General features: G+C 62.2%; 15 protein-coding genes. 9 read left to right on the top strand and 6 right to left on the bottom strand.

Features of this window, described 5'->3' with window-relative positions:
• The first annotated feature begins 10 nt into the window (after nt 1-10).
• From A0O30_RS19615 to A0O30_RS19600, 4 genes are all read left to right on the top strand, one after another.
• Entirely contained in the window at nt 11-3,190 is a 3,180-nt protein-coding gene (locus A0O30_RS19615) for an efflux RND transporter permease subunit (RefSeq protein ID WP_105947621.1), read from the top strand.
• The gene (locus A0O30_RS19610) at nt 3,187-4,602 is read left to right on the top strand and encodes an efflux transporter outer membrane subunit (RefSeq protein ID WP_105947620.1); all 1,416 of its coding nucleotides are present in this window, start codon (nt 3,187-3,189) and stop codon (nt 4,600-4,602) included. Before A0O30_RS19615 ends, A0O30_RS19610 begins: the two co-directional genes overlap by 4 nt.
• A gap of 289 nt (nt 4,603-4,891) precedes the next feature.
• On the top strand, nt 4,892-5,947 hold the full coding sequence (locus A0O30_RS19605) for a tetratricopeptide repeat protein (RefSeq protein ID WP_105947619.1): 1,056 nt from the start codon (nt 4,892-4,894) through the stop codon (nt 5,945-5,947).
• A gap of 80 nt (nt 5,948-6,027) precedes the next feature.
• Nucleotides 6,028-7,644: a response regulator gene (locus A0O30_RS19600; protein WP_105947618.1), complete on the top strand. Its 1,617-nt coding sequence runs from the start codon at nt 6,028-6,030 to the stop codon at nt 7,642-7,644.
• A gap of 6 nt (nt 7,645-7,650) precedes the next feature.
• Here the strand turns inward: A0O30_RS19600 and A0O30_RS19595 are convergent, their stop codons facing one another.
• On the bottom strand, nt 7,651-9,714 hold the full coding sequence (locus A0O30_RS19595) for an ATP-binding protein (protein ID WP_105947617.1): 2,064 nt from the start codon (nt 9,712-9,714) through the stop codon (nt 7,651-7,653).
• Between the two features lie 194 nt (nt 9,715-9,908).
• Here A0O30_RS19595 and A0O30_RS19590 point away from each other — a divergent pair, with 194 nt between their 5' ends.
• Together A0O30_RS19590 and A0O30_RS19585 are read left to right on the top strand one after the other, a co-directional pair.
• Entirely contained in the window at nt 9,909-10,595 is a 687-nt protein-coding gene (locus tag A0O30_RS19590; protein WP_105947616.1) for a type 1 glutamine amidotransferase domain-containing protein, read from the top strand.
• A 133-nt stretch (nt 10,596-10,728) separates the two neighbouring features.
• Nucleotides 10,729-11,535 (top strand): CSS-motif domain-containing protein, encoded by an 807-nt coding sequence (locus tag A0O30_RS19585; RefSeq protein ID WP_105947615.1) that lies wholly within the window; start codon nt 10,729-10,731, stop codon nt 11,533-11,535.
• A 22-nt stretch (nt 11,536-11,557) separates the two neighbouring features.
• Here the strand turns inward: A0O30_RS19585 and hppD are convergent, their stop codons facing one another.
• On the bottom strand, nt 11,558-12,634 hold the full coding sequence (gene hppD, locus A0O30_RS19580) for a 4-hydroxyphenylpyruvate dioxygenase (RefSeq protein WP_016714000.1): 1,077 nt from the start codon (nt 12,632-12,634) through the stop codon (nt 11,558-11,560).
• Between the two features lie 299 nt (nt 12,635-12,933).
• Here hppD and A0O30_RS19575 point away from each other — a divergent pair, with 299 nt between their 5' ends.
• Both A0O30_RS19575 and rarD read left to right on the top strand, forming a co-directional pair.
• Nucleotides 12,934-14,520 (top strand): EAL domain-containing protein, encoded by a 1,587-nt coding sequence (locus A0O30_RS19575; protein WP_105947614.1) that lies wholly within the window; start codon nt 12,934-12,936, stop codon nt 14,518-14,520.
• Between the two features lie 33 nt (nt 14,521-14,553).
• Nucleotides 14,554-15,441 carry an EamA family transporter RarD gene (gene rarD, locus A0O30_RS19570; protein WP_060500918.1) on the top strand — a complete coding sequence of 296 codons (888 nt, stop codon included), beginning with the start codon at nt 14,554-14,556 and terminating at the stop codon, nt 15,439-15,441.
• On the opposite strand, the gene A0O30_RS19565 is transcribed toward rarD, so the two are convergent.
• Nucleotides 15,404-16,975: a TerC family protein gene (locus A0O30_RS19565; protein WP_105947613.1), complete on the bottom strand. Its 1,572-nt coding sequence runs from the start codon at nt 16,973-16,975 to the stop codon at nt 15,404-15,406. The genes rarD and A0O30_RS19565 overlap by 38 nt on opposite strands.
• Nucleotides 16,976-17,245: 270 nt before the next feature.
• Between A0O30_RS19565 and A0O30_RS19560 the strand changes: the two genes are divergently transcribed.
• Nucleotides 17,246-17,827, top strand: a complete 582-nt coding sequence (locus tag A0O30_RS19560; protein WP_105947612.1) for a LysE family translocator — start codon at nt 17,246-17,248, stop codon at nt 17,825-17,827.
• Here the strand turns inward: A0O30_RS19560 and A0O30_RS19555 are convergent.
• From A0O30_RS19555 to A0O30_RS19545, 3 genes are all read right to left on the bottom strand, one after another.
• A complete protein-coding gene (locus A0O30_RS19555) occupies nt 17,820-18,608 on the bottom strand; it encodes an AraC family transcriptional regulator (protein ID WP_105947611.1) in 789 nt (262 codons plus the stop codon). The two genes, A0O30_RS19560 and A0O30_RS19555, sit on opposite strands and share 8 nt — an antisense overlap.
• A gap of 42 nt (nt 18,609-18,650) precedes the next feature.
• Nucleotides 18,651-19,769 (bottom strand): glycosyltransferase 61 family protein, encoded by a 1,119-nt coding sequence (locus A0O30_RS19550; RefSeq protein ID WP_105947610.1) that lies wholly within the window; start codon nt 19,767-19,769, stop codon nt 18,651-18,653.
• Nucleotides 19,770-19,842: 73 nt separating this feature from the next.
• Nucleotides 19,843-20,997 carry a hypothetical protein gene (locus A0O30_RS19545; protein ID WP_105947609.1) on the bottom strand — a complete coding sequence of 385 codons (1,155 nt, stop codon included), beginning with the start codon at nt 20,995-20,997 and terminating at the stop codon, nt 19,843-19,845.
• Between the last annotated feature and the right edge of the window lie 127 nt (nt 20,998-21,124).

Here is a 21,124-nt window from a genome sequence, read left to right as displayed (position 1 = left end):
GACCACACCGATGAACTTCTCGAAATTCTTCATTACTCGGCCAATCTTCGCCGCGGTGCTGTCGCTGGTGCTGCTGATCGCGGGCTCCATCTCGCTGTTCCAGCTGCCGATCAGCGAATACCCCGAAGTGGTGCCACCCACCGTGGTGGTGCGCGCCAACTTCCCCGGTGCCAACCCCAAGGTCATCGGCGAAACCGTCGCCGCGCCGCTGGAGCAGGCCATTACCGGTGTGGAGAACATGCTGTACATGTCCTCCCAGTCCACCGCTGACGGCAAGCTGACGCTGACCATCACCTTCGCCCTGGGCACCGACCTGGACAACGCCCAGGTACAGGTGCAGAACCGCGTCACCCGCACCCAGCCCAAGCTGCCCGAGGAAGTGACCCGCATCGGTATCACCGTCGACAAGGCCTCGCCCGACCTGACCATGGTCGTGCACCTGACCTCGCCGGACAACCGCTACGACATGCTCTACCTGTCCAACTACGCCATCCTCAACATCAAGGACGAGCTGGCGCGCCTGGGCGGCGTGGGCGATGTGCAGCTGTTCGGCATGGGCGACTACTCGCTGCGCGTGTGGCTGGACCCGAACAAGACCGCTTCGCGCAACCTCACCGCCAGTGATGTGGTCGCTGCAATCCGCGAGCAGAACCGCCAGGTGGCAGCAGGCCAGCTGGGCGCACCGCCCGCCCCCGGCTCCACCAGCTTCCAGCTGTCGATCAACACCCAGGGCCGTCTGGTCAACGAGGAAGAGTTCGAAAACATCATCATCCGTGCCGGTGCCGATGGCGAAATCACCCGCCTGAAGGACATCGCCCGGGTCGAACTCGGGTCCAGCCAGTACGCCCTGCGTTCGCTGCTGAACAACCAGCCGGCTGTTGCCATCCCGATCTTCCAGCGCCCAGGCTCCAACGCCATCGAGATCTCCGACGAAGTGCGGGCGAAAATGGCCGAGCTGAAGAAGGACTTCCCGGAAGGGATGGACTACAGCATCGTCTATGACCCGACCATCTTCGTGCGCGGTTCCATCGAAGCAGTGGTACACACCCTGTTCGAAGCACTGGTGCTGGTGGTACTGGTGGTGATCCTGTTCCTGCAAACCTGGCGTGCCTCGATCATCCCGCTGCTGGCTGTGCCGGTGTCGCTGATCGGTACCTTTGCAGTCATGCACCTGTTCGGCTTCTCGCTCAACGCCTTGTCACTCTTCGGCCTGGTGCTGGCCATCGGTATCGTGGTGGACGACGCCATCGTCGTGGTGGAAAACGTCGAGCGTAATATCGGGCTGGGCCTGAAACCGCTGGAAGCCACGCAAAAGGCCATGAGCGAAGTGACCGGGCCGATCATCGCCACGGCACTGGTGCTCTGCGCGGTGTTCGTGCCAGCGGCTTTCATCTCTGGCCTTACCGGGCAGTTCTACAAGCAGTTCGCCCTGACCATTGCCATTTCCACCGTGATTTCGGCCTTCAACTCGCTGACCCTGTCGCCGGCCCTGGCTGCCGTGCTGCTCAAGGACCACCACGCACCCAAGGACCGTTTCTCGCGCATCCTGGAAAAACTGCTGGGCAGCTGGCTGTTCGCGCCGTTCAACCGCTTCTTCGACCGCGCCTCCAACCGCTATGTCGGCGGTGTGCGCCGGGTCATCCGCTCCAGCGGCATCGCGCTGTTCGTGTACGCCGGCCTGATGGGCCTGACCTACCTGGGCTTCTCGTCCACCCCGACCGGTTTCGTGCCGGCCCAGGACAAGCAGTACCTGGTGGCCTTCGCCCAGCTGCCAGACGCGGCCAGCCTTGACCGCACCGAGGCGGTGATCAAGCGCATGAGCGAAATTGCCCTGAAGCAGCCCGGTGTTGCCGACTCGGTAGCCTTCCCGGGACTGTCGATCAACGGGTTCACCAACAGCCCGAACAGCGGCATCGTGTTCACCCCGCTCAAACCGTTCGATGAGCGCAAAGACCCGAGCCAGTCCGCGGCAGCCATCGCGGCTGCACTGAATGCCCAGTTCGCCGACATTCAGGATGCCTACATCGCCATCTTCCCACCGCCGCCGGTACAGGGCCTGGGCACGATTGGTGGTTTCCGCCTGCAAATCGAAGACCGTGGCAACCTGGGTTACGAAGCGCTGTACAAGGAAACCCAGAACATCATCGCCAAAAGCCACAACGTGCCGGAGCTGGCAGGCCTGTTCACCAGCTACCAGGTCAACGTGCCGCAAGTCGATGCGGCCATCGACCGGGAAAAGGCCAAAACCCACGGCGTGGCGATCACCGACATCTTCGACACCCTGCAGGTTTACCTGGGCTCGCTGTACACCAACGACTTCAACCGCTTTGGCCGCACCTACCAGGTCAACGTCCAGGCCGAGCAGCAGTTCCGCCTCGATGCCGAGCAGATCGGCCAGTTGAAGGTGCGCAACAACCTGGGCGAGATGATCCCGCTGGCGACCTTCCTCAAGGTCAGCGACACCTCCGGGCCGGACCGGGTCATGCACTACAACGGCTTCATCACCGCGGAAATCAACGGCGCAGCAGCCCCAGGCTACAGCTCTGGCCAGGCCGAAGCTGCGATCGAGAAACTGCTGAAAGAGGAACTGCCCAACGGCATGACCTTCGAGTGGACCGACCTGACCTACCAGCAGATCCTCTCGGGCAATACTGCACTGCTGGTGTTCCCGCTGTGCGTACTGCTGGCGTTTCTGGTACTGGCTGCCCAGTACGAAAGCTGGAGCCTGCCACTGGCGGTGATCCTGATCGTGCCGATGACCCTGCTGTCGGCCATTACCGGTGTGATCGTGTCGGGTGGCGACAACAACATCTTCACCCAGATCGGTTTGATCGTACTGGTGGGCCTGGCGTGCAAGAACGCGATCCTGATCGTCGAGTTCGCCAAGGATGAACAGGCCAAAGGCCTCGACCCGCTGGCTGCGGTGCTGGAAGCCTGCCGCCTGCGTCTGCGGCCGATCCTGATGACCTCGATCGCCTTCATCATGGGTGTGGTGCCACTGGTGTTCAGCTCCGGCGCAGGTTCCGAAATGCGCCATGCCATGGGTGTGGCAGTGTTCTCGGGGATGATCGGCGTGACCGTGTTCGGCCTGTTCCTGACCCCGGTGTTCTTCTTCCTGATTCGCCGTTTCGTCGAGCGTCGCCAGGCCCGCAAGGCCGAACACGTTCAAGTGCTGGAGAACCATGCATGAACCTGCTCAAACCCCTGACCCCAAGCCTGCTGGCACTGGCCCTCGCGGCCTGTGCGGTAGGCCCGGACTACCAGGCCCCGGCCACCGAACCTGCGCAGTTGAGCAGCGACGTACAGGCCAAGGCCTACGACCGTAGCCGCTTCGAAAGCCTGTGGTGGAAGCAGTTCGATGACCCGGTGCTGAACCAGCTGGTGCAGGCCTCGCTCGACGGCAACCGTGATTTGCGCGTGGCCTTCGCCCGTTTGAAATCGGCCCGCTCGATCCGTGAAGACGCCGAGAACGATCAGTTCCCGGTGGTCACCAGCCGCGCCAGCAGCGACATTGGCAAGGGCCAGATCCCCGGCCAGACCACGCAGCGGGTGAACAGCGAGCGCTACGACCTGGGCCTGGACATGGCCTGGGAGCTTGACCTGTTCGGCCGCATCCAGCGCCAGATCGAGGCCAGCGAAGCCCAGGAAGCGGCGGCCGCCGCCGACTTGCAGCAGTTGCAGGTCAGCCTGATCGCCGAGCTGGTCGATGCCTACGGGCAGCTACGCGGTGCCCAGTTGCGCGAGAAGATCGCCCTGGCCAACCTCAAGACCCAGCAGGAATCGCGGACCATTACCGAAACCCTGCGCGATGCCGGTGTGGGCAACGACCTGGACGTGGTGCGTGCCGATGCACGCCTGGCCGGGGTCGAGGCCACTGTGCCGCAACTGCAAGCTGAACAGGCACGGGCGCGTCATCGCATTGCCACCCTGCTCGGCCAGCGTCCAGAGGCACTCAGCGTAGACCTGTCGCCCAAGGCCCTGCCGGCCATCGCCAAGGCGTTGCCGGTAGGCGATCCGGGCGAACTGTTGCGCCGCCGCCCGGATATCCGCAGCGCTGAACGCCAACTGGCGGCGGCCACCGCCAACGTTGGCGTAGCCACGGCAGACCTGTTCCCCCGCGTCAGCCTCAGCGGCTTCCTGGGCTTTACCGCCGCGCGTGGCTCCCAAATCGGCTCTTCGGCCGCCAATGCCTGGGCACTGGGCCCAAGCATTACCTGGGCGGCCTTCGACCTGGGCAGCGTGCGGGCCCGCCTTCGCGGCGCCAAGGCCGATGCCGAAGGGGCGCTGGCCAATTACGAGCAGCAGGTATTGCTGGCCCTGGAAGAGTCGGCCAATGCCTTCAGCGATTACGACAAGACCCAGCAGCGGCTGCTGTCGCTGATGCGTCAGAGCGATGCCAGCCGCAAGGCGGCAGAGCTGGCCTCGATCCGCTATCGCGAAGGGACGGTCGACTACCTGGTGCTGCTCGATGCCGAGCGTGAGCGGCTGAGCGCAGAAGATGCGCAGGCCCTGGGCGAAGTCGAGCTGTACCGCGGCATTGTCTCGATCTACAAGGCCCTGGGCGGCGGCTGGCAACCGGAAACCGTGGCCAGCGCACACTGATACACCCCGCTTGAACGACTCCTTTGGTTGGCTCCTCCCCCAACCGTTTGCCCCGCAGGCCTTGGTCCGCGGGGCTTTTTTATGGCAAACGAAAGCGGGGCCGCTTTGCGGCCCATCGCCGGCAAGCCAGCTCCCACCTCGACAGCGTTGATTTCAAGCCATGCGCAATTCCTGTGGGAGCTGGCTTGCCGGCGATGGGCTGCGCAGCAGCCCCAAACTACGGTGGCTCGGTTGCATTTACCCCCCAGCTGGCCCAAGCTCTGCCCTTCCCGCCGCCACGGACCGTCCGATGCCCAGACGCAACCGCTACCTGATCGCCCTGCTGTTGTTGATCCTGGTATCGGCCCTGTTCGGCTACCTGTGGCGCGACACCCCGCCAGCCGCACCGACCCTGCCGGCACACAGCTACGTCAAGGCGTTGCGCCAGGCCCACGACGGCCAGCCCGGTGCGGCACGGGTGCTGTATCAGCAATTGCAACGTAACGACTTGCCCGCCATCCGGCGTGCGGCACTGTACGCCGAACTGCCCAATTACCCCTCGCCCCAGGCATTGAAGCTCGCCCGCCAGGACCTGGAACATGCCGACCCGCTGGTGCGCCGAGCGGCCATTGCCGGTATCCGCCGCCTGTTACCGGCGGCGCAGCGTAGCCTGGTGCTCGGCCCGCTGCTGGACGATGACGAACAAAGCGTGCGTTTTGCTGCCGTGGATGCCCTGCTGGGCCTCGACCCCGACGCCATTGGCCTGTACTTCGGCCCGCTGCAAGCAGCCCTCGAGCAATACCAGCAAGCGCTGGAGCAACAGCCCGAGGATGCCGATGCCCAAGTGCACCTGGCGCGCCTTTATCTGCACGAAAACGACTACACCCAGGCCGCCACAGCCCTGCAACGAGCGCTGGCGGTCGCCCCCGGCAACCTTGACGCCTTGGCCACTCAGGTACGCCTGCTCGAGCGCCAGGGGCATCACGATGCCTCCCGCCAGGTGCTGGGCCAAGCCTTGGCGCTAAGCCCCGACTCGTCCTTTCTGCAGTACGAGCTAGGGCTTTGGCTGAACCGCCACGAACAGCGCGAATATGCCTTGCTGGCCCTGTCCCGCGCCGTCGAGCTGGAGCCGGACAACGCCGACTACCGCTATACCCTGGCCGTTACCCTGCATGAGCTGGGGCAACTCGACGCCGCACAGAAGCAACTGGAAACCGTGCTCAATCGCCAGCCAGCCAACCGCCGGGCGCGGGTGCTGCTGATTCAGTACTGGAAGGAGTCCGGCCAGTTGCAGAACGTGCAGGTGCTGCTGGCCGAGCTGGAGCGGCAAAACCCTGACGACCCCGTGCTGCAACAGGGCTTGTAGGTAAACGACTGACTTTTGTTGAACCCCGGGCCTGTGCCCAGGGTCCAGTGGATATCAGGTCACCCTACAGGAGAGTCGTGTTGGCCAATTCATTGGCGCTGGACGAACGGGCCTTGATCCTGGCACCCCCGACGCTGGCGGCGGATACCTCGCGGCTACTCGCCTCCGCCGGCATCGATAGCCTGTGCGCGGTCGACCTGGCCAACCTGCAGGCGCGCCTGGCCGAAGGTGCAGGGTTGGCAATCATCGCCGAACAGGCGTTCAGCCAAGGCCCGAGCGCATCGCTGCAGGCCTTCATCGACCAACAACCGAGCTGGTCGGATTTGCCTATCGTACTGGTCACCCAGGGCGCCTGGTCGTCCACCGGCGTTAGCAACCATCCGGTGGGCAACCTGGTATTGCTGGTGGCACCCTTTGAAAACGCCCAGCTGTTGCACATGACCCAGTCCGCCCTGCGCAATCGGCGCAGGCAGTACCTCACACGCGACCAGTTGCACGGCCTGCAGCAACGCCTGGACACCCGAAGTTCGCCGCCAGACGACGAACCGGAACACGGCGAGTTCGCCCGCTACCAGGCACGCAAGATGGAAGCCATCGGCCAACTGGCCGGGGGCGTTGCCCACGATTTCAACAACCTGCTCACCAGCATTGGCGGCAGCTTTGAACTGATCGACCGACGCCTGCGACAGGGGCGCAGCGACGGGCTGGACGGGGTGCTGCGCATGGGTCACGAGGCTGTATCACGCGCCGCGCGTCTGACCCATCGACTGCTGGCCTTTTCTTCCCGGCAGTCGCTGCACAGCCAACGCATAGACCTGCATGCCCTGCTACAGGCAGAACACCTTAGAGCCCGCCTGACTCCCTCAGTATCCCTGCAAGTACACATGACCAAAGGCCTTTGGGCCGTGGAGGCTGATGACCAGCAGCTGCACGAAGCCCTGGACAACCTGACGCTCAATGCCTGCGAGGCCATGCCCAGCGGCGGCCTGTTGCGCATCGAAGCAAGCAACCTGCACGTCACCTCTGGCCAGTTCGCCAGCGGCGCCCTGGCCAATGGCGATTACGTGCGGCTGCGCATCATCGACGACGGCCAAGGCATGGCGCAAAGCACACTGGAACATGCCTTTGAACCGTTCTTCAGTACCAAGGCAATCGGCCAAGGCATCGGCCTTGGCCTATCGATGGTGTACGGGTTCAGCAAGCAGTCTCATGGGCATGTGACCCTGCATAGCCAGATCGGCCAAGGTACTCAGGTAGACCTTTACCTGCCGCGTCATACCGGCCCGGCCAGACAATCGCGTCAGCCGGCACAACCTGTGCACCCTGACGGCGGCCGACATGTACTGGTCGTCGAGGACGACCCACATGTGCGCCAGTTGCTGTGCCAAACGCTGCGCGATGAGGGGCTCACCTGCCACAGCGCCGCCAACGCCAACGAGGGACTGAAGGTGCTGCGCTCGGCACAAACGGTAAATTTACTGATCAGCGATGTCGGCTTACCCGGCATGAACGGCCGGCAACTGGCCGAGATTGCCCGCAGCCTGCACCCACACTTGCCGGTGCTGTTCATCACCGGGTACGCGGAAACGGCCATGGCCCGCGAGGGTTTCCTGGGGGCGGGCATGCATTTGATCTGCAAGCCGTTCGAACTGAAGCAACTGCAGGCTCAAGTGTCGCAAATTCTTGGCAAGCCGTGATGCGCACTACGCATCAAGCATGCACAGTGCCTTGTCAGCAAGCTCTGCCAACAGGAACGGCTTGTTCATCAACGCGGTGCCCGGTTGATCGAGCAATTGCGCTTCGATGGGCTGGTCCGCATAACCGGTAATGAACAGGATTTTCTGTTGCGCAATCTGCATGCGCATGGCCCTGGCCACTTGCCGGCCACTGAAACCGCCAGGCAAGCCGATATCGGTGATCACCAGGTCGAAGGGGCCAGCATGGCGGAAGCGTTCCAGGGCAGTATTCGCATCGCCTGCTACCGTCACGTCGAAACCACGCTCGGCCAGGTACTCATGCATGACCGCGCGCAAATTCACCTCGTCATCCACCAGCAGCAGGCGTTCGCCCCGGGCCACGCGCTGCGAAGGCGGCGCGGGCTTTGGCTCTTCCGGAACGCGCTCATGGCACCTTGGGAAAAGCATGGAAACCTTGGTGCCCTGCTCCGGGACAGACTCGATCCAGACATACCCGCCCGATTGGCTGACAAAACCATACACCATCGACAACCCCAGCCCGGCCCCACGCCCGACGGGTTTGGTGGTGAAGAACGGTTCAAAGGCCCTGGCGATGTCCGCTGCCGACATGCCATGGCCGTCATCCTCGACATACAAGGCTACGTAGTCGCCAGGTGGCAGGCCCCGCGCATCCGGAAAAGCACTGGTCAACCGCTTGTTGACCGTACGCAACGTGACACTGCCCTGCGTCTGGCACGCTTCCCGGGCGTTGGTGCATAGGTTGATCAAGGCATTTTCAAGCTCACGAACGTCCAGGTTCACCGCCCACGGCACTACATCCAGCTGCCAGTGCAAGCCAACCTCCGCGCCCAACGTCTTCAGCAGCAATGGCTCGCAAAGGCGTAGTTGCCGATTGAAGTCCAGCGGCCGGGTGGCCAAGGGTTGAAGGCGAGAGAGCGCCAGCAGGCGGTGAGTCAGTTCCATGGCGCGTTGCACCGACTCGCGCGCTACTTCCACGTAGGCATCCACCCGCTCCAGGCGTCCCTCCCGCAGGCGCCGTTGCAACAACTCAAGGCTGCCGCCGACCCCGGACAGCAGGTTATTCATTTCGTGGCCCATACCCCCCGCCAACTGGCCGACCACCTGCATACGCTCGCTGTTGCGCATCAGCGCCTTGGACTGCCGTACAGCCTCTTCACGGTCTGCGGTGATGTCCCGGCCAACCGCGGTCAGCAGCCTGCCATCAAACCGCGCGCTCCAGCGAAACCAGTGGTAATGACCATCACGGTGCCGCAGGCGGGTCTCGATCTGTTCCGTGTTGCTGTCTTGCAGCAGCCCGGACACTGCCAGCTGCACGTCGGCGCGATCAGCCGGGTGCACCAGCTCCAGCACCGGCATATCCTGCACCTGCTCTTGGGTCCAGCCCAGAATGCGGTACCAGGCCGGGTTGACGGCATGCAGTTGCAGTTCCGCAGTCACCGTCATCATCGCGTCGCGCGACAGTTGCCACAACTGTTCGCGCTCAGCCACATGGCGCTCGACCTGCTGCTCAAACCCCAGCGCCTGAGCGCGCCAATGGTGGTGCGCCTCGACACTGGCCGTCGTTTCGATCACCGTATGCAGAAAACCCGCCACATTGCCCAGCTCATCATGCAAGGGTGCAAAACCGAACGCGCACCATATCGGCTCCTCGCCTGCGATGCCGGGAACACGCAGGGGGGGATCCTCGACAAAACTCGAGCGCCCCTCCAGCGCCTGGAACACCTGGGATCCCACTGCCGGCCAGACATCGTGCCACAGCCTATCGAACGCTATACCCAAGGCGTCCGGAACTGCCCGCAGCATCCTGTAACCTTCGTTGTGCACCACACAAAGGTCAGCCCCCCAGACCACGGCACAAGGGAACGGTGACAAATGCATCATGTCGACGGCAATACGCAACGAAGCCGGCCAGCGCGGCAATGGCCCGAGCGAAGTACGCCCCCAGTCGAACCGTGCAATCCGCTGCGCCATCAACTCGACCGGCTGCGAAACAGGCGGCTGCAGCATGACCGGCTGCGAAGGCCCGCGTGGCGTACTGTTTGCGACCAATATCGTGACTCCAGCAATGCTCCGGGTTGGCCACGGTGCTACCTGAACAGACAGGGTCACCCGTGGAATCTGTTCACGTTAGCACAGCACGCACCACGTACCATGGCGCACTTGCAGGGGGCAGCTATGCTGATTAGGTTTTCCCTTGGGCCAGGGAGCACCGGCCTATCCAGGTTGCCGACAGGAGCACGGTCATGAGCAAGAAAATGCTGGTAGTGCTGACCAATACAGCCAAATACCCAACCCTCAAGCGGGCGACCGGGTTGTGGCTGGGAGAGGCCGTGCACTTTGTCGAGAAGGTCGAAAAGGCCGGCTACACGGTCGATTATGTCAGCCCACAGGGCGGCTACGTGCCCATCGACCCGCACAGCCTGCAGATGGCCCCGGAGCTGGACTGGCAATGGTATGACGACAAGCGCTTCATGACGCGCCTGGGCACCACCTTGAGCCCCGGTCAGGTAAAGGCCGACGAATACGGCGTCATCTACTACACCGGTGGGCATGGCGTGATGTACGACTTTGTCGATAACCCGCCACTGCAGGAGCTGGCACGCAAGGTCTACGAAAAAGGCGGCATTGTAGCGGCGGTCTGCCACGGCGTGGTTGGCCTGCTGAACATCAAGCTCAGCGACAACTGCCTGTTGCTCAAAGGCCGTAAAGTAACCGGTTTCTCCAATATCGAGGAAAAAATCGTTGAGCTGGACACCGTGGTGCCTTTCCTGACGGAAAACGAGATGATTGGCCGCGGCGGCGATTACAGCAAGCATGATGATCCGTGGATGCCATACGTGGTCGAGGATGGTCGATTGATCACAGGGCAGAACCCGGCCTCGACCGCCCTGCTCGCCGAGCACGTACTGGCGAAACTCAATGCGAGCTAAAGCCTGACATCAACCTTGTAGTTTTCCTCTGCCGCACACTGCACAAGGACTACAGCCGATCGGCCATTGAATGCATAGGCTCAGGGTTCAGTTGTTCACCCCGAACAGCTTCGGCCCGGAGAGCGATTGCCCTATGTTGAAAATCCTGAACGCAGGATACCGCCTGCGGGAGCTGCTGCTGCTCATCACGGTGGGCCTTGTACCTGTGATTTCCGGTTTGCTGGTGATGATTGTTCAGCTGGAGATGAAGCTTTCGGAAAACGCCGCCATCTCCGTTCAGGAGGCAGTGTTCAGCATTGACCAGGCGCTGAACCGGATGCATGAAGCTGCCCAGCGCGCCCTGCCGCTTGCAGGCAAGCCCTGCGAAAAGGTCAAAGGCATTTTACAGGACCAGGTTGTGAGCCGCTCCGTGCTCAGGTCGCTGACCCTGGTAGATGACAGCGAAGCCTACTGCAGCAGCGCCTCGGACTCACTGGAGTACTTGTCATCTTTCGCGTTGTCCGGCCAACAGGTCGAACTGTCTCATGGGCAACCCGATAGCCGCCCCAAACTGCTGGTCAATTTCTACCTGCAAGGCAAAGGGGTAGGCGTAATCGTGACCGCGTATGCCATTCAGTTGCGCAACGAACTGGATGGTTTCCAGGATGGGCTGACACTGCTACTGGAGTTCGATGACCGCTATATCTGGAGCAATGGCGATAGCCGTGACGCACAACGCCCATCGCAGTCCGAGTTCCTGGCGCATGCCTTCTCGGCCAGGTACGGGTACCGGGTTAAAGGCGGTTATGCGCAGGGATTCACCGCTCAGGAAATCCGCCAGTCCATGCTGCAGATCCTGCCGTCGCTGGTGCTGGTAGGGATCGTGACGGGGTCGATCGTTTATCTGGCCTTGCTCAGGGCACGCGCCCACGGGCGTAAAAGCGCCGCCGCGCGTGCATGACGGCGGCGGCGCCCCGGACGCATCAATCGGTGCTCAGCACACCACGGCGTACCTGGTCACGTTCGATGGATTCGAACAACGCCTTGAAGTTGCCTTCACCAAAGCCATCGTCACCCTTGCGCTGGATGAACTCGAAGAACACCGGACCAAGCAGGGTTTCCGAGAAGATCTGCAGCAGCAGGCGCTTGTCTTCGGGCTGCGAAGCGCCATCGAGCAGGATGCCACGCGCTTGCAGCTGATCCACCGGCTCGCCGTGGCCAGGCAGGCGCTCTTCGAGCATTTCGTAATAGGTTTGCGGTGGCGCCGTCATGAAGCGCATGCCGAAGCCCTTCAGGGCGTCCCAGGTCTTGAGCAGGTCGTCGGTGAGGAAGGCGACGTGCTGGATGCCTTCACCGTTGAACTGCATCAGGAACTCTTCGATCTGCCCGGCACCCTTGGACGACTCTTCGTTGAGCGGGATGCGGATCATGCCATCGGGCGCAGTCATGGCCTTGGACGTCAAGCCGGTGTACTCACCCTTGATATCGAAGTAGCGGATCTCACGGAAGTTGAACAGTTTCTCGTAGAAGCCGGCCCAGTAAGCCATGCGCCCGCGGTAAACGTTATGGGTGAGATGGTCGATGATTTTAAGGCCGGCACCTACCGGATTGCGATCCACGCCTTCGATAAAGTTGAAGTCGATGTCGTAGATCGAACTGCCTTCGTCGAAGCGGTCGATCAGGTACAACGGCGCACCACCAATGCCTTTGATTGCCGGCAGGCGCAACTCCATCGGGCCGGTTTCGATTTCTACCGGCTGGGCACCCAGCTCCAGGGCGCGGGCATAGGCTTCATGGGCATTGCGCACGCGGAACGCCATGCCGCACACCGAAGGGCCGTGTTCAGCCGCGAAGTACGAGGCGATGCTCTTGGGTTCGTTGTTCAGGATCAGGTTGATGCCACCCTGGCGATACAGGTGCACATCCTTGGAGCGGTGGGTAGCCACCTTGGTGAAACCCAGTATCTGGAAGACCGGCTCGAGTACGCCTGGCGTAGGCGAAGCCAGCTCAATGAACTCGAAGCCCATCAGGCCCATTGGATTGTCGAAGATATCAGCCATGTTCGTGTCCTCATCTGCAGCGAAAAATTATTGATTGCGTGGGATGTGGAACAGAAACGGCGGTGAGCACGGGATGCCCCGCACGCTGCGGGCGAGGAAGTCACCTATGATCAGCTTGAACCCATGGTATGTCATATGGACCCATTCTCGGCGGGCTTGATCCTTCGGAGTTGAAGGACCTTATTGTTGTATTCGTAAACGGATTCTACATTGCGTAAAATGGTTTGTCGCGTTTTAGTTGGTCGTGAGCGCCGACAAACGGCTATTCTCTCGTTATCTCTCATCGTAGCCAGGTCAGCATGCCCCTTACCGTAAAACGCCGCGCCGCATTCAGCTGGCGTACCCTGTTGCCCTGGGGCGTCGGTGTGCTGCCAGTGGTGTGCGGCCTGGCCGTCATGAACTGGCAGGTCGAGCGCGAGATGCATGCCAGCAGCCAGGCCACCACCCGCCAGGCGGTGGAGCACGTCGAGCGCATCCTCGACAACCTGTCCAGCGCTGCCAATGCATTGCTGCCCCTGGCTGGCAGCCCCTGCGATCAGGCCCAGCTCACGCTGCGTGCCCAGGTTACCCGCAACGCCTTCGTGCGCTCGACCAACCTGTTCAGGCACAACAACCTGTATTGCACCTCGCTGTTCGGCGAGTTCGACGAACCGGTCAACGCCAGTGACTATATCGACGGCAAACTGTGGCTGATGGACGGCAACTCGGTCACCCCGGGGCACGCGCTGCTGGTGTACCGTGCCAGCGAGGGCGACAAAGGGGCAATCACCACGGTGGATGGCGACCACCTGCTAACGGCACTGCGCCTGATCGGCCCTGACGAAGACTTGCAAATCCGCGTGGGCGATGCCTGGATGGGCAAGGACGGTGTCGTGCACAAAGGCGTACCACCTGCCGCCGCCAGCGCCAACGTGCTGCTGGGTTCGACCCGTTACCCCTTCAGCGTGCAGGGTGGCTACAGCACCGGCAAACAGGGCCAGCTGTTACGCAGCCACTACCCTGCCCTCATCAGCTTGCTGCTGGTGCTGGGTGCCGTGGCGGCGCTGGTATGCCGCTGGCAGATTCGCCGGGCCACCTCACCCCGCGCCGAGCTGGACCGGGCGCTGCAGGCCGACGAGTTTCTGCCGTATTTCCAGCCTGTGGTGCGCAAGGGTGACTACCGCTGGGCCGGTGCCGAAGTGCTGATGCGCTGGAACCACCCGCGCGAGGGCCTGGTAAGGCCCGACCTGTTCATCCCTTATGCCGAGCACAGCGGACAGATCGTCGCCATGACCCGGGCGCTGATGATGCATACCGCGCAAAGCCTGGCGCCCTATGCGGGGTTGCTGGAGGACGGTTTCCATATCGGTGTCAACATCACCGCCGATCATTGCCGCGACCTCAGCCTGCTGGACGACTGCCGCACCTTCCTGCAGCACTTTCCGCCGGGCCGGGTGGTGCTGACCCTGGAACTGACCGAGCGCAAACTCATCGAGCCTACCCCGGTGACCCTGGAACTGTTCGAAAAGCTCCACGCCATGGGTGTGATGATTGCCCTCGACGACTTCGGCACCGGCCAGTCGAGCCTCAACTACCTGCGCCAGTTCCAGGTCGACTACCTGAAGATCGACCAGAGCTTTGTCGCCATGATCGGCGGCGATGCGCTGTCTGTGCACATTCTGGAAAGCATCATCGACCTGTCGGCCAAGCTGGGCCTGGGTATCGTGGCCGAAGGTGTGGAAACGAACACCCAGCGCGACTACCTGGCCCACCATGGGGTGGACTTCCAGCAGGGCTACCTGTTTGCCAGGCCCATGCCGGCCGCCCAGTTCCTGGAGGCACTGGCCACACGCCCGGGCGCTGCGCAGTTGCCGCAAGGCGCGGCCCCTGAGATCATGCGCGGCTGATCCACCCGCTCAACTCCCCTATTCGAGGCACTCGTGTCAAAAGGCATCGTTTCATCGGTCATGGCGTCCTGTCTGTTCGCTGTGATGTACTTCTATACCTCGCTGCTCACGCCCCTGGATGGCGAAGAGATCTTTGGCTGGCGCACCCTGCTGACGCTGCCCTGCCTCACCTTGTTCATGCTGGTCTCGAAAGACTGGAAACGCGTGGGCGAGCTGCTGGCCCGGGTAAAGCGCACGCCTGTGCTGTTGCTGGGCATGGTCGGTACCTCGTGGCTGATGGGCGTACAGTTGTGGCTGTTCCTCTGGGCACCCTTGCATGGGCGCAGCCTGGAAGTGTCGATGGGCTATTTCCTGCTGCCACTGGCCATGGTCCTGACCGGGCGGCTGGTGTACGGCGAGCGTCTGTCACGCCTGCAAAAGGTGGCCGTTGCCTGTGCCGCACTGGGCGTGGGCCACGAGCTGTACCAAAACGGCAGTTTTGCCTGGGAAACCCTGTTGGTGACGATCGGCTACCCGATCTATTTCGTGCTGCGCCGACGCTGCCGCACCGACCACCTGGGCGGCCTGTGGTGCGACATGTGCCTGCTGCTACCGTGGGCGTTGTACTTCGTTATCCAGGGCCCGCTTTCCAGCGCTGACCTGCAAGCCCATCCTGGGCTGTATGCGTTGATCCCGATCCTTGGGGCGATCAGCGCCTCGGCCCTGATCGCCTACGTGCTGGCCAGCCGGATGCTGCCATTCAGCCTGTTCGGCCTGCTCAGCTACGTCGAGCCCGTACTGCTGGTAGGCGTGGCGTTGCTGTTGGGCGAAACCATCGGCCCGGATCAGTGGCTGACCTACCTGCCGATCTGGGCCGCGGTGCTGGTGCTGGTGCTTGAGGGTTTCAAGCACCTGCTGCGTCAACGTCGCCGTTCGGTGTAAGCCGAACCTGGCGCACCCGCCGCTCTTCCACCGCCTCCACGGTCAGCGTCCAGCCATTCCAGGCCAGGCGGTCACCCACCATCGGCAGGCGGTCGAGCAGGCTCATCACCAGGCCCGCGAGGGTCTGGTAGTCCTCGGTAGCACGGGCACTGAAGCCGGTACGCGCCTGGACCTGGCTCAGGTTCAGTGCACCACTGACCACGAAGCCCTCGCCCTCCTGGACGATGCCGGGGCCTTCAACCTCGCTGGCATCCGGCAGTTCACCGGCAATCGACTCAAGGATGTCGGTCATGGTCAGCAGGCCGGTGAAGTCACCGAACTCGTTGACCACGAAGGCGATGTGGGTCGACTGGCCACGCATCTGCTCCAGGGCGTTGAGAATGCTGAAGCTCTCCAGCAAATTCAGCGGCACACGCGCCATGCCTTCCAGGTCCGGCTGGCTGCCCGACAGCAGCTCCTTGAGCAGTTCCTTCTTGTGCACGAAGCCCAGAGGCTCGTCGACACGGCCATTGCGGATCAGCGGCAGGCGCGAGTACGGCGAGTTGGCCAGGGCCTGGGTAATGGCATCGGCGGGTTGCGCCAGGTCGATCATGTCGACCTCGGCACGGGCGGTCATCACCGTACGGATAGGCCGCTCGGCCAGGTTCAGCACGCCACTGATCATCACCCGCTCACGGCGGTCGAACAGCACCTGCTCCTCACCACCCTCGACCAGGTCGGCGATTTCCTCACCCACTTCGTCAGCCTCGACACGGCGGCCACCCAGCAGGCGCAGCACGGCATGGGCAGTGCGTTCACGCAACGGCCGGTGCTGCTGCAAGCTGCGCTTGCGGCGGGCACGGGCCAACTGGTTGAACAGCTCGATAAGGATCGAGAAGCCGATGGCTGCGTACAGGTAGCCTTTCGGGATATGGAAGCCCAGGCCTTCGGCGGTCAGGCTGAAACCGATCATCATCAGGAAGCCCAGGCACAGCATGATGACTGTGGGGTGGGCGTTGACAAAGCGGGTCAGCGGTTTGCTGGCAACGATCATGATACCGATCGAGAAGATCACGGCGATCATCATTACCGACAGATGCTCGACCATGCCCACCGCGGTAATGACCGCGTCCAGGGAGAACACCGCGTCAAGCACCACGATCTGCGCCACGATCGGCCAGAACGCAGCATGACGTACCGCGCCACTGGCCTGGGTTACATGGCCCTCAAGGCGTTCATGCAGTTCCATGGTGGCCTTGAACAGCAGGAACACACCACCGAACAGCATGATCAGGTCCCGACCGGAGAAGCTCTTGTCGAACACCTCGAACAGCGGCGCGGTGAGGGTGACCATCCACGAGATACTGGCCAACAGGCCCAGACGCATGATCAATGCCAGGCTCAGGCCAATCACCCGCGCGCGGTCACGCTGATGCGGCGGCAGTTTGTCTGCCAGGATGGCGATGAACACCAGGTTGTCGATACCCAGCACCAGCTCAAGGACGATAAGCGTCAACAGGCCTAGCCAGGCCGTGGGATCGGCTAGCCATTCCATTAGCGGGTACTCACAGGGGAAGCGTCACGAGGACGGGGGAAGGATGGCCAGAAAGGCCGAAAACCGGGGGGCTCCGCGAAGGTGCTCATATAGACCTTGTTAACAAATTGGGAAAATGATCCTACAAGCAGCACTGGTTTCTGTGATAGCGCAAAACTATTACAAAACCTGTATCAGGTGTGGGGCGGCATTTAGGGGGTACTTTTCTTCAATACCCTCGACAGCCAAGGGCTGAAAATCACGGCTCCTTCCAGCCACCGGATCTTTCTCATGAGCCTGTCCCTGTCCATGGCCGCCTTCGCACTGGCGGCTTCGATTTCCCCCGGCCCGGTCAACATCATTGCCCTGAGCAGCGGCGCCAACCATGGCTTACGCGCCAGCCTGGCGCATGTGGCCGGCGCCACGCTGGGCTTCTGCCTGTTGCTGGTGCTGGTCGGGCTGGGCCTGCATCAACTGTTGCTGCGCTGGCCGCTACTGGGCCTGCTGTTGCACTGGGGCGGGGTTGCGTTTCTGCTGTACATGGCGTGGAAGCTGGCCCGCGACAACGGCCGGCTGACCGGCACACACTCGACAACAGCGCCTTCAGCCTGGCACGGCGCGGCGATGCAATGGTCAAACCCCAAGGCTTGGCTGGCGGCAGTGGCCGGGGTCGGCGCTTACACGGGGGGTGAACAGCACCTGCTGTGGCTCTTTGCCTGGATTTATGGCCCGATCTGTTTTGTTTCGGTTGCGTGTTGGGCATGGGCCGGGAGCATGATTCGCCAGTATCTGGGCAACCCACGGCACGTGCGCTTGCTCAATCGAGGGTTGGCGGTGTTGCTGGTGGGCAGCGCTGTCTACCTGGTTATCTGACGCCAGTGGCATTGCGGTAATGCCCCGGCGTTGCCGCCAGATGCTGCTTGAAGGCCCGCTGCAGGTGCGCCTGGTCGGCAAACCCGGCCTCTTGAGCCACCTCGGCAATTGCCCGCCCCTGGCGCAACTGCGCCCGGGCCAACTGTACGCGCTGATCGAGCAGGTAGCCATGCGGCGTCAGCCCGAAGCGCAGGCCAAATGCACGAATCAGGTAGGAGCGTGACAGGCCGCAGGCGGTGCAGATGTCTTCCAGGCTCAGCGGATCGCTACGATGGGCACGTATGAAGGCTGCCGCCGCGTCCAGCCGTGGGTTACCTGCTTCACCCGCGCCACTTTCACCCGAGAGAAAACCCGGCAATGCGCAAAACAGGGTCGCCAGGCGCGCCTCCCTGTCAGGCACGCTGGCGTCGAACAGGTCGGCAAAGGCCTGCATCAAACGTTGGTACAACGCAGGCGAACTACTCCAGGTTTGCGTCGGCAAGGTGAAACCCAGCGCCTGTAACCAGGGCACGTCGACGAACAGCATCAGGTAGGACCAAGGCTCGCCATCGATGGGGTTGCAGGTATGCACCACGCCCGGGTTCATCAGCACCGTGGTGCCGGCCCCCACCTCAATGCGCAGGCCCCCGTTCAGGTAAGTGCTGCGCCCACCGGTGATCACACCGATGGAAAAGCTCTCGTGGGAATGTGCGGCATAACACACCTGCCGCCCGTCCCCTACCCGCCGGGCTTCGACAAAGGGCAACGCAGGGTCACGCCAGAACCGTGATACCTCGATCATCCCCTCGCCCACGTGTTGCTCAGATGCCCCGATACTACACGGTTATCGCGCAAACAGATCGAGCGTGCGTTCCACTTCACCGATATCGATCCTGAAACCGTCGCCCTCCGGTATCCCCACCACAAAGCCGAACTGCTGGTGGTCGCGGTCCGTCAGGTATTTGTAGTAGCTGACAAACCGGTTGGGCGGCTGCAAGGTCAGCAGGCTACCGCCAGGCTGCAACACATTCACGCCATGCACCAGCTGGCTACCCTCCACGCCAATGACCACGTTTGCCCCGGCACAGGCTGCGACAATACTCGGGACATCAGACTTCAGCGGGTTGACCACGCGAAAACCACGGGTAACCCGAAGATGCTCGGCAAGCTCCAGCTCATTGCGCAGCAGGCGCAGGTCGCCGTCGCCGCCCCGCAGCAGGAACACGCCCGGGTGCGGGGCGTGCGGCACATGCGACAGCAGCTTGTCCCCCATGGCCCGGTAGCGGGCGTGACGGCTACGGTTGTTGCTCTGGTCGTCGAACAGCACCAGCTCACGGAAAAACGCACTGCGCAGGCGCAGCGGCTTCATGTCCAGCCAGTCTTCATAGGCGGGGGCCTGGGTAAACAACGGATATTTGGCCGAGGGGGCAGTGGTCACGGGGATGCCTTCGTTACAGGCCAGCGCATAGGTCGGGCAATCTTCCATCAGCCAGGTGCCGAACCAGGAATTGCCGTTTTGCGTGCAATAAATGGCTGCACGGTCAATTTCGTTGTCCACGATGATGGCCGGAAAGGTGCTGGGTTTCAGTGACAGCCAATGGCTGGCCTTGCCCTTGTACAACGCACCATCGACCAACCACACATTCTTGATCAGGTAGCCCCGGGTTGGCCCTTGCAGCGTACTGATGCCGCCCTCCATGGTGCGCGCAGGGTGTACGTAGGGGTAAAAACGCTTGCCCTCCCAGCCCGTCACCCGCTCCAGCTGGCCGGGCAGGTAGATGGCCGGTGGCGACACCGTGGTCTCGCCCGGCGCAATGTCCCAGCTCCTGGTAGCCACACTCTTGAGGTCAATGGCCGTGTTCTTGCCCAGGCGTTTGCGCGCCATGTAGCGGTAGGCCGCCAGTGTCCAGGTGTGCTGCTTGGCTGCGGGCGATGGACTGAACTGCGAGATGTCGCTTCCCATGAAGCGTCCTCCCTTGGTAACGAAATCAGAAACCGGGCGCAGCGCGCCCTCTCTACGCATCCCTGGCTAACACTCAGTTGGACATCACCCTTTCCATCGCGGGAGGGGATTGCAGGTTGGCATACCGGCTGCGCAATGCTTCCACAAACGGTTCGCCCGCACCGTTGCCGCCATACAGGTAAATCTTGTGCAGCCCGCCAAACACCATTTCGTGGTAGCGGCTGGCAAATTCTTCTTCACTCGGCCCCTCGGGCAACCCCAGGTGCAACGTGAGCTTGTCGCCTTCGACCGCGAACATCGGCGTGTCCCACAAAAACTTCGCCGTGCCGGCCTTGGGCAAGCGAACGAAGAGGTAGGCATGGTTGCCCAACGAGTCGATATCGCCGCCACGCCGGCGCTTCCACTTCAACAGCCCGTCATCTGGCCGCGCCAGGCACAGGCCAATGTCGTAATAATCGAAGCCCTGTTCCAGCGCCCACTCAAGGGCCATGAACGTGGTAATGGAGTTCACTTCACGCAATTTTTTGGCATCGGAAAACACCGCTTCGCAATAACCAAAGCGCAAGGTGCTCCAGTAGCGCTTGCCGCCGCGCACCACTTCACATCCCAAATGGCAGCCGATTACCTCATCGCCCAAGGTAATCAGGTCGAGCCGGCCAACGCTCTTGGCAATCCGGAACACTTCGTCGGTGGGGAACTGTGCCGCATGAATGCCTTGCCTGGCCGTGGCATAGGGGCGAAGCAGGTCCCGGTCAGCCATGGCGATCTCGTCGTCCGAGAGGGTTTGGCGCATCTGGTAAAGCGGGCGGTTCTTGCGGATGCTGCGGCGCAGTTCGCTGTCGTACCGGGCCGTGATGTCTTCCAGCGGGCGCCCCAGCGGCACCACGGCACTCAGGTAATGCGGCACCGACAACGCGCCTGAGGTGGGCATTTCGCTGATCACCACAACATGGTTGGCCGCCGCAGTCGCGCTTGCACCCTCCACGATCGACGCACTGCCCTGGCCCTTTCCGCCAATCAGCAGTTTGGCCATTTCCCGTTGCTGCTTGCGCCCTATGTAGAGGATTTCGTACGGGCTTTCCTGCTGCATCCGGAACCTGGCAACTTCCCAACGCCAGAAACAGGCACGCGCCAACACTTCACGCACCTTGCTGGCCAGCAGCCTCATTTCGTAGCGCATGGAGGGCGACAGGAATTTTCGCGCCACAGCCGTCAAGGTCTCTTTCATTTCTTCTTCGACGTCCTTTGAAGTGCTCTATGGTCTATCGGAAAAAGAGAAAAAATCAGCAAAAATACCTAACGTCTTGATTTTTATAGTATGAACTTAAACTTCTTTATCACATTCAGTAACAATT

Origin of the sequence: Pseudomonas sp. LLC-1 (assembly GCF_002992185.1) — a bacterium.
Classification (GTDB): domain Bacteria; phylum Pseudomonadota; class Gammaproteobacteria; order Pseudomonadales; family Pseudomonadaceae; genus Aquipseudomonas; species Aquipseudomonas monteilii.
Note: the sequence above shows the minus strand (reverse complement) of the source record. Positions and strands in the feature narration are given on the sequence as shown.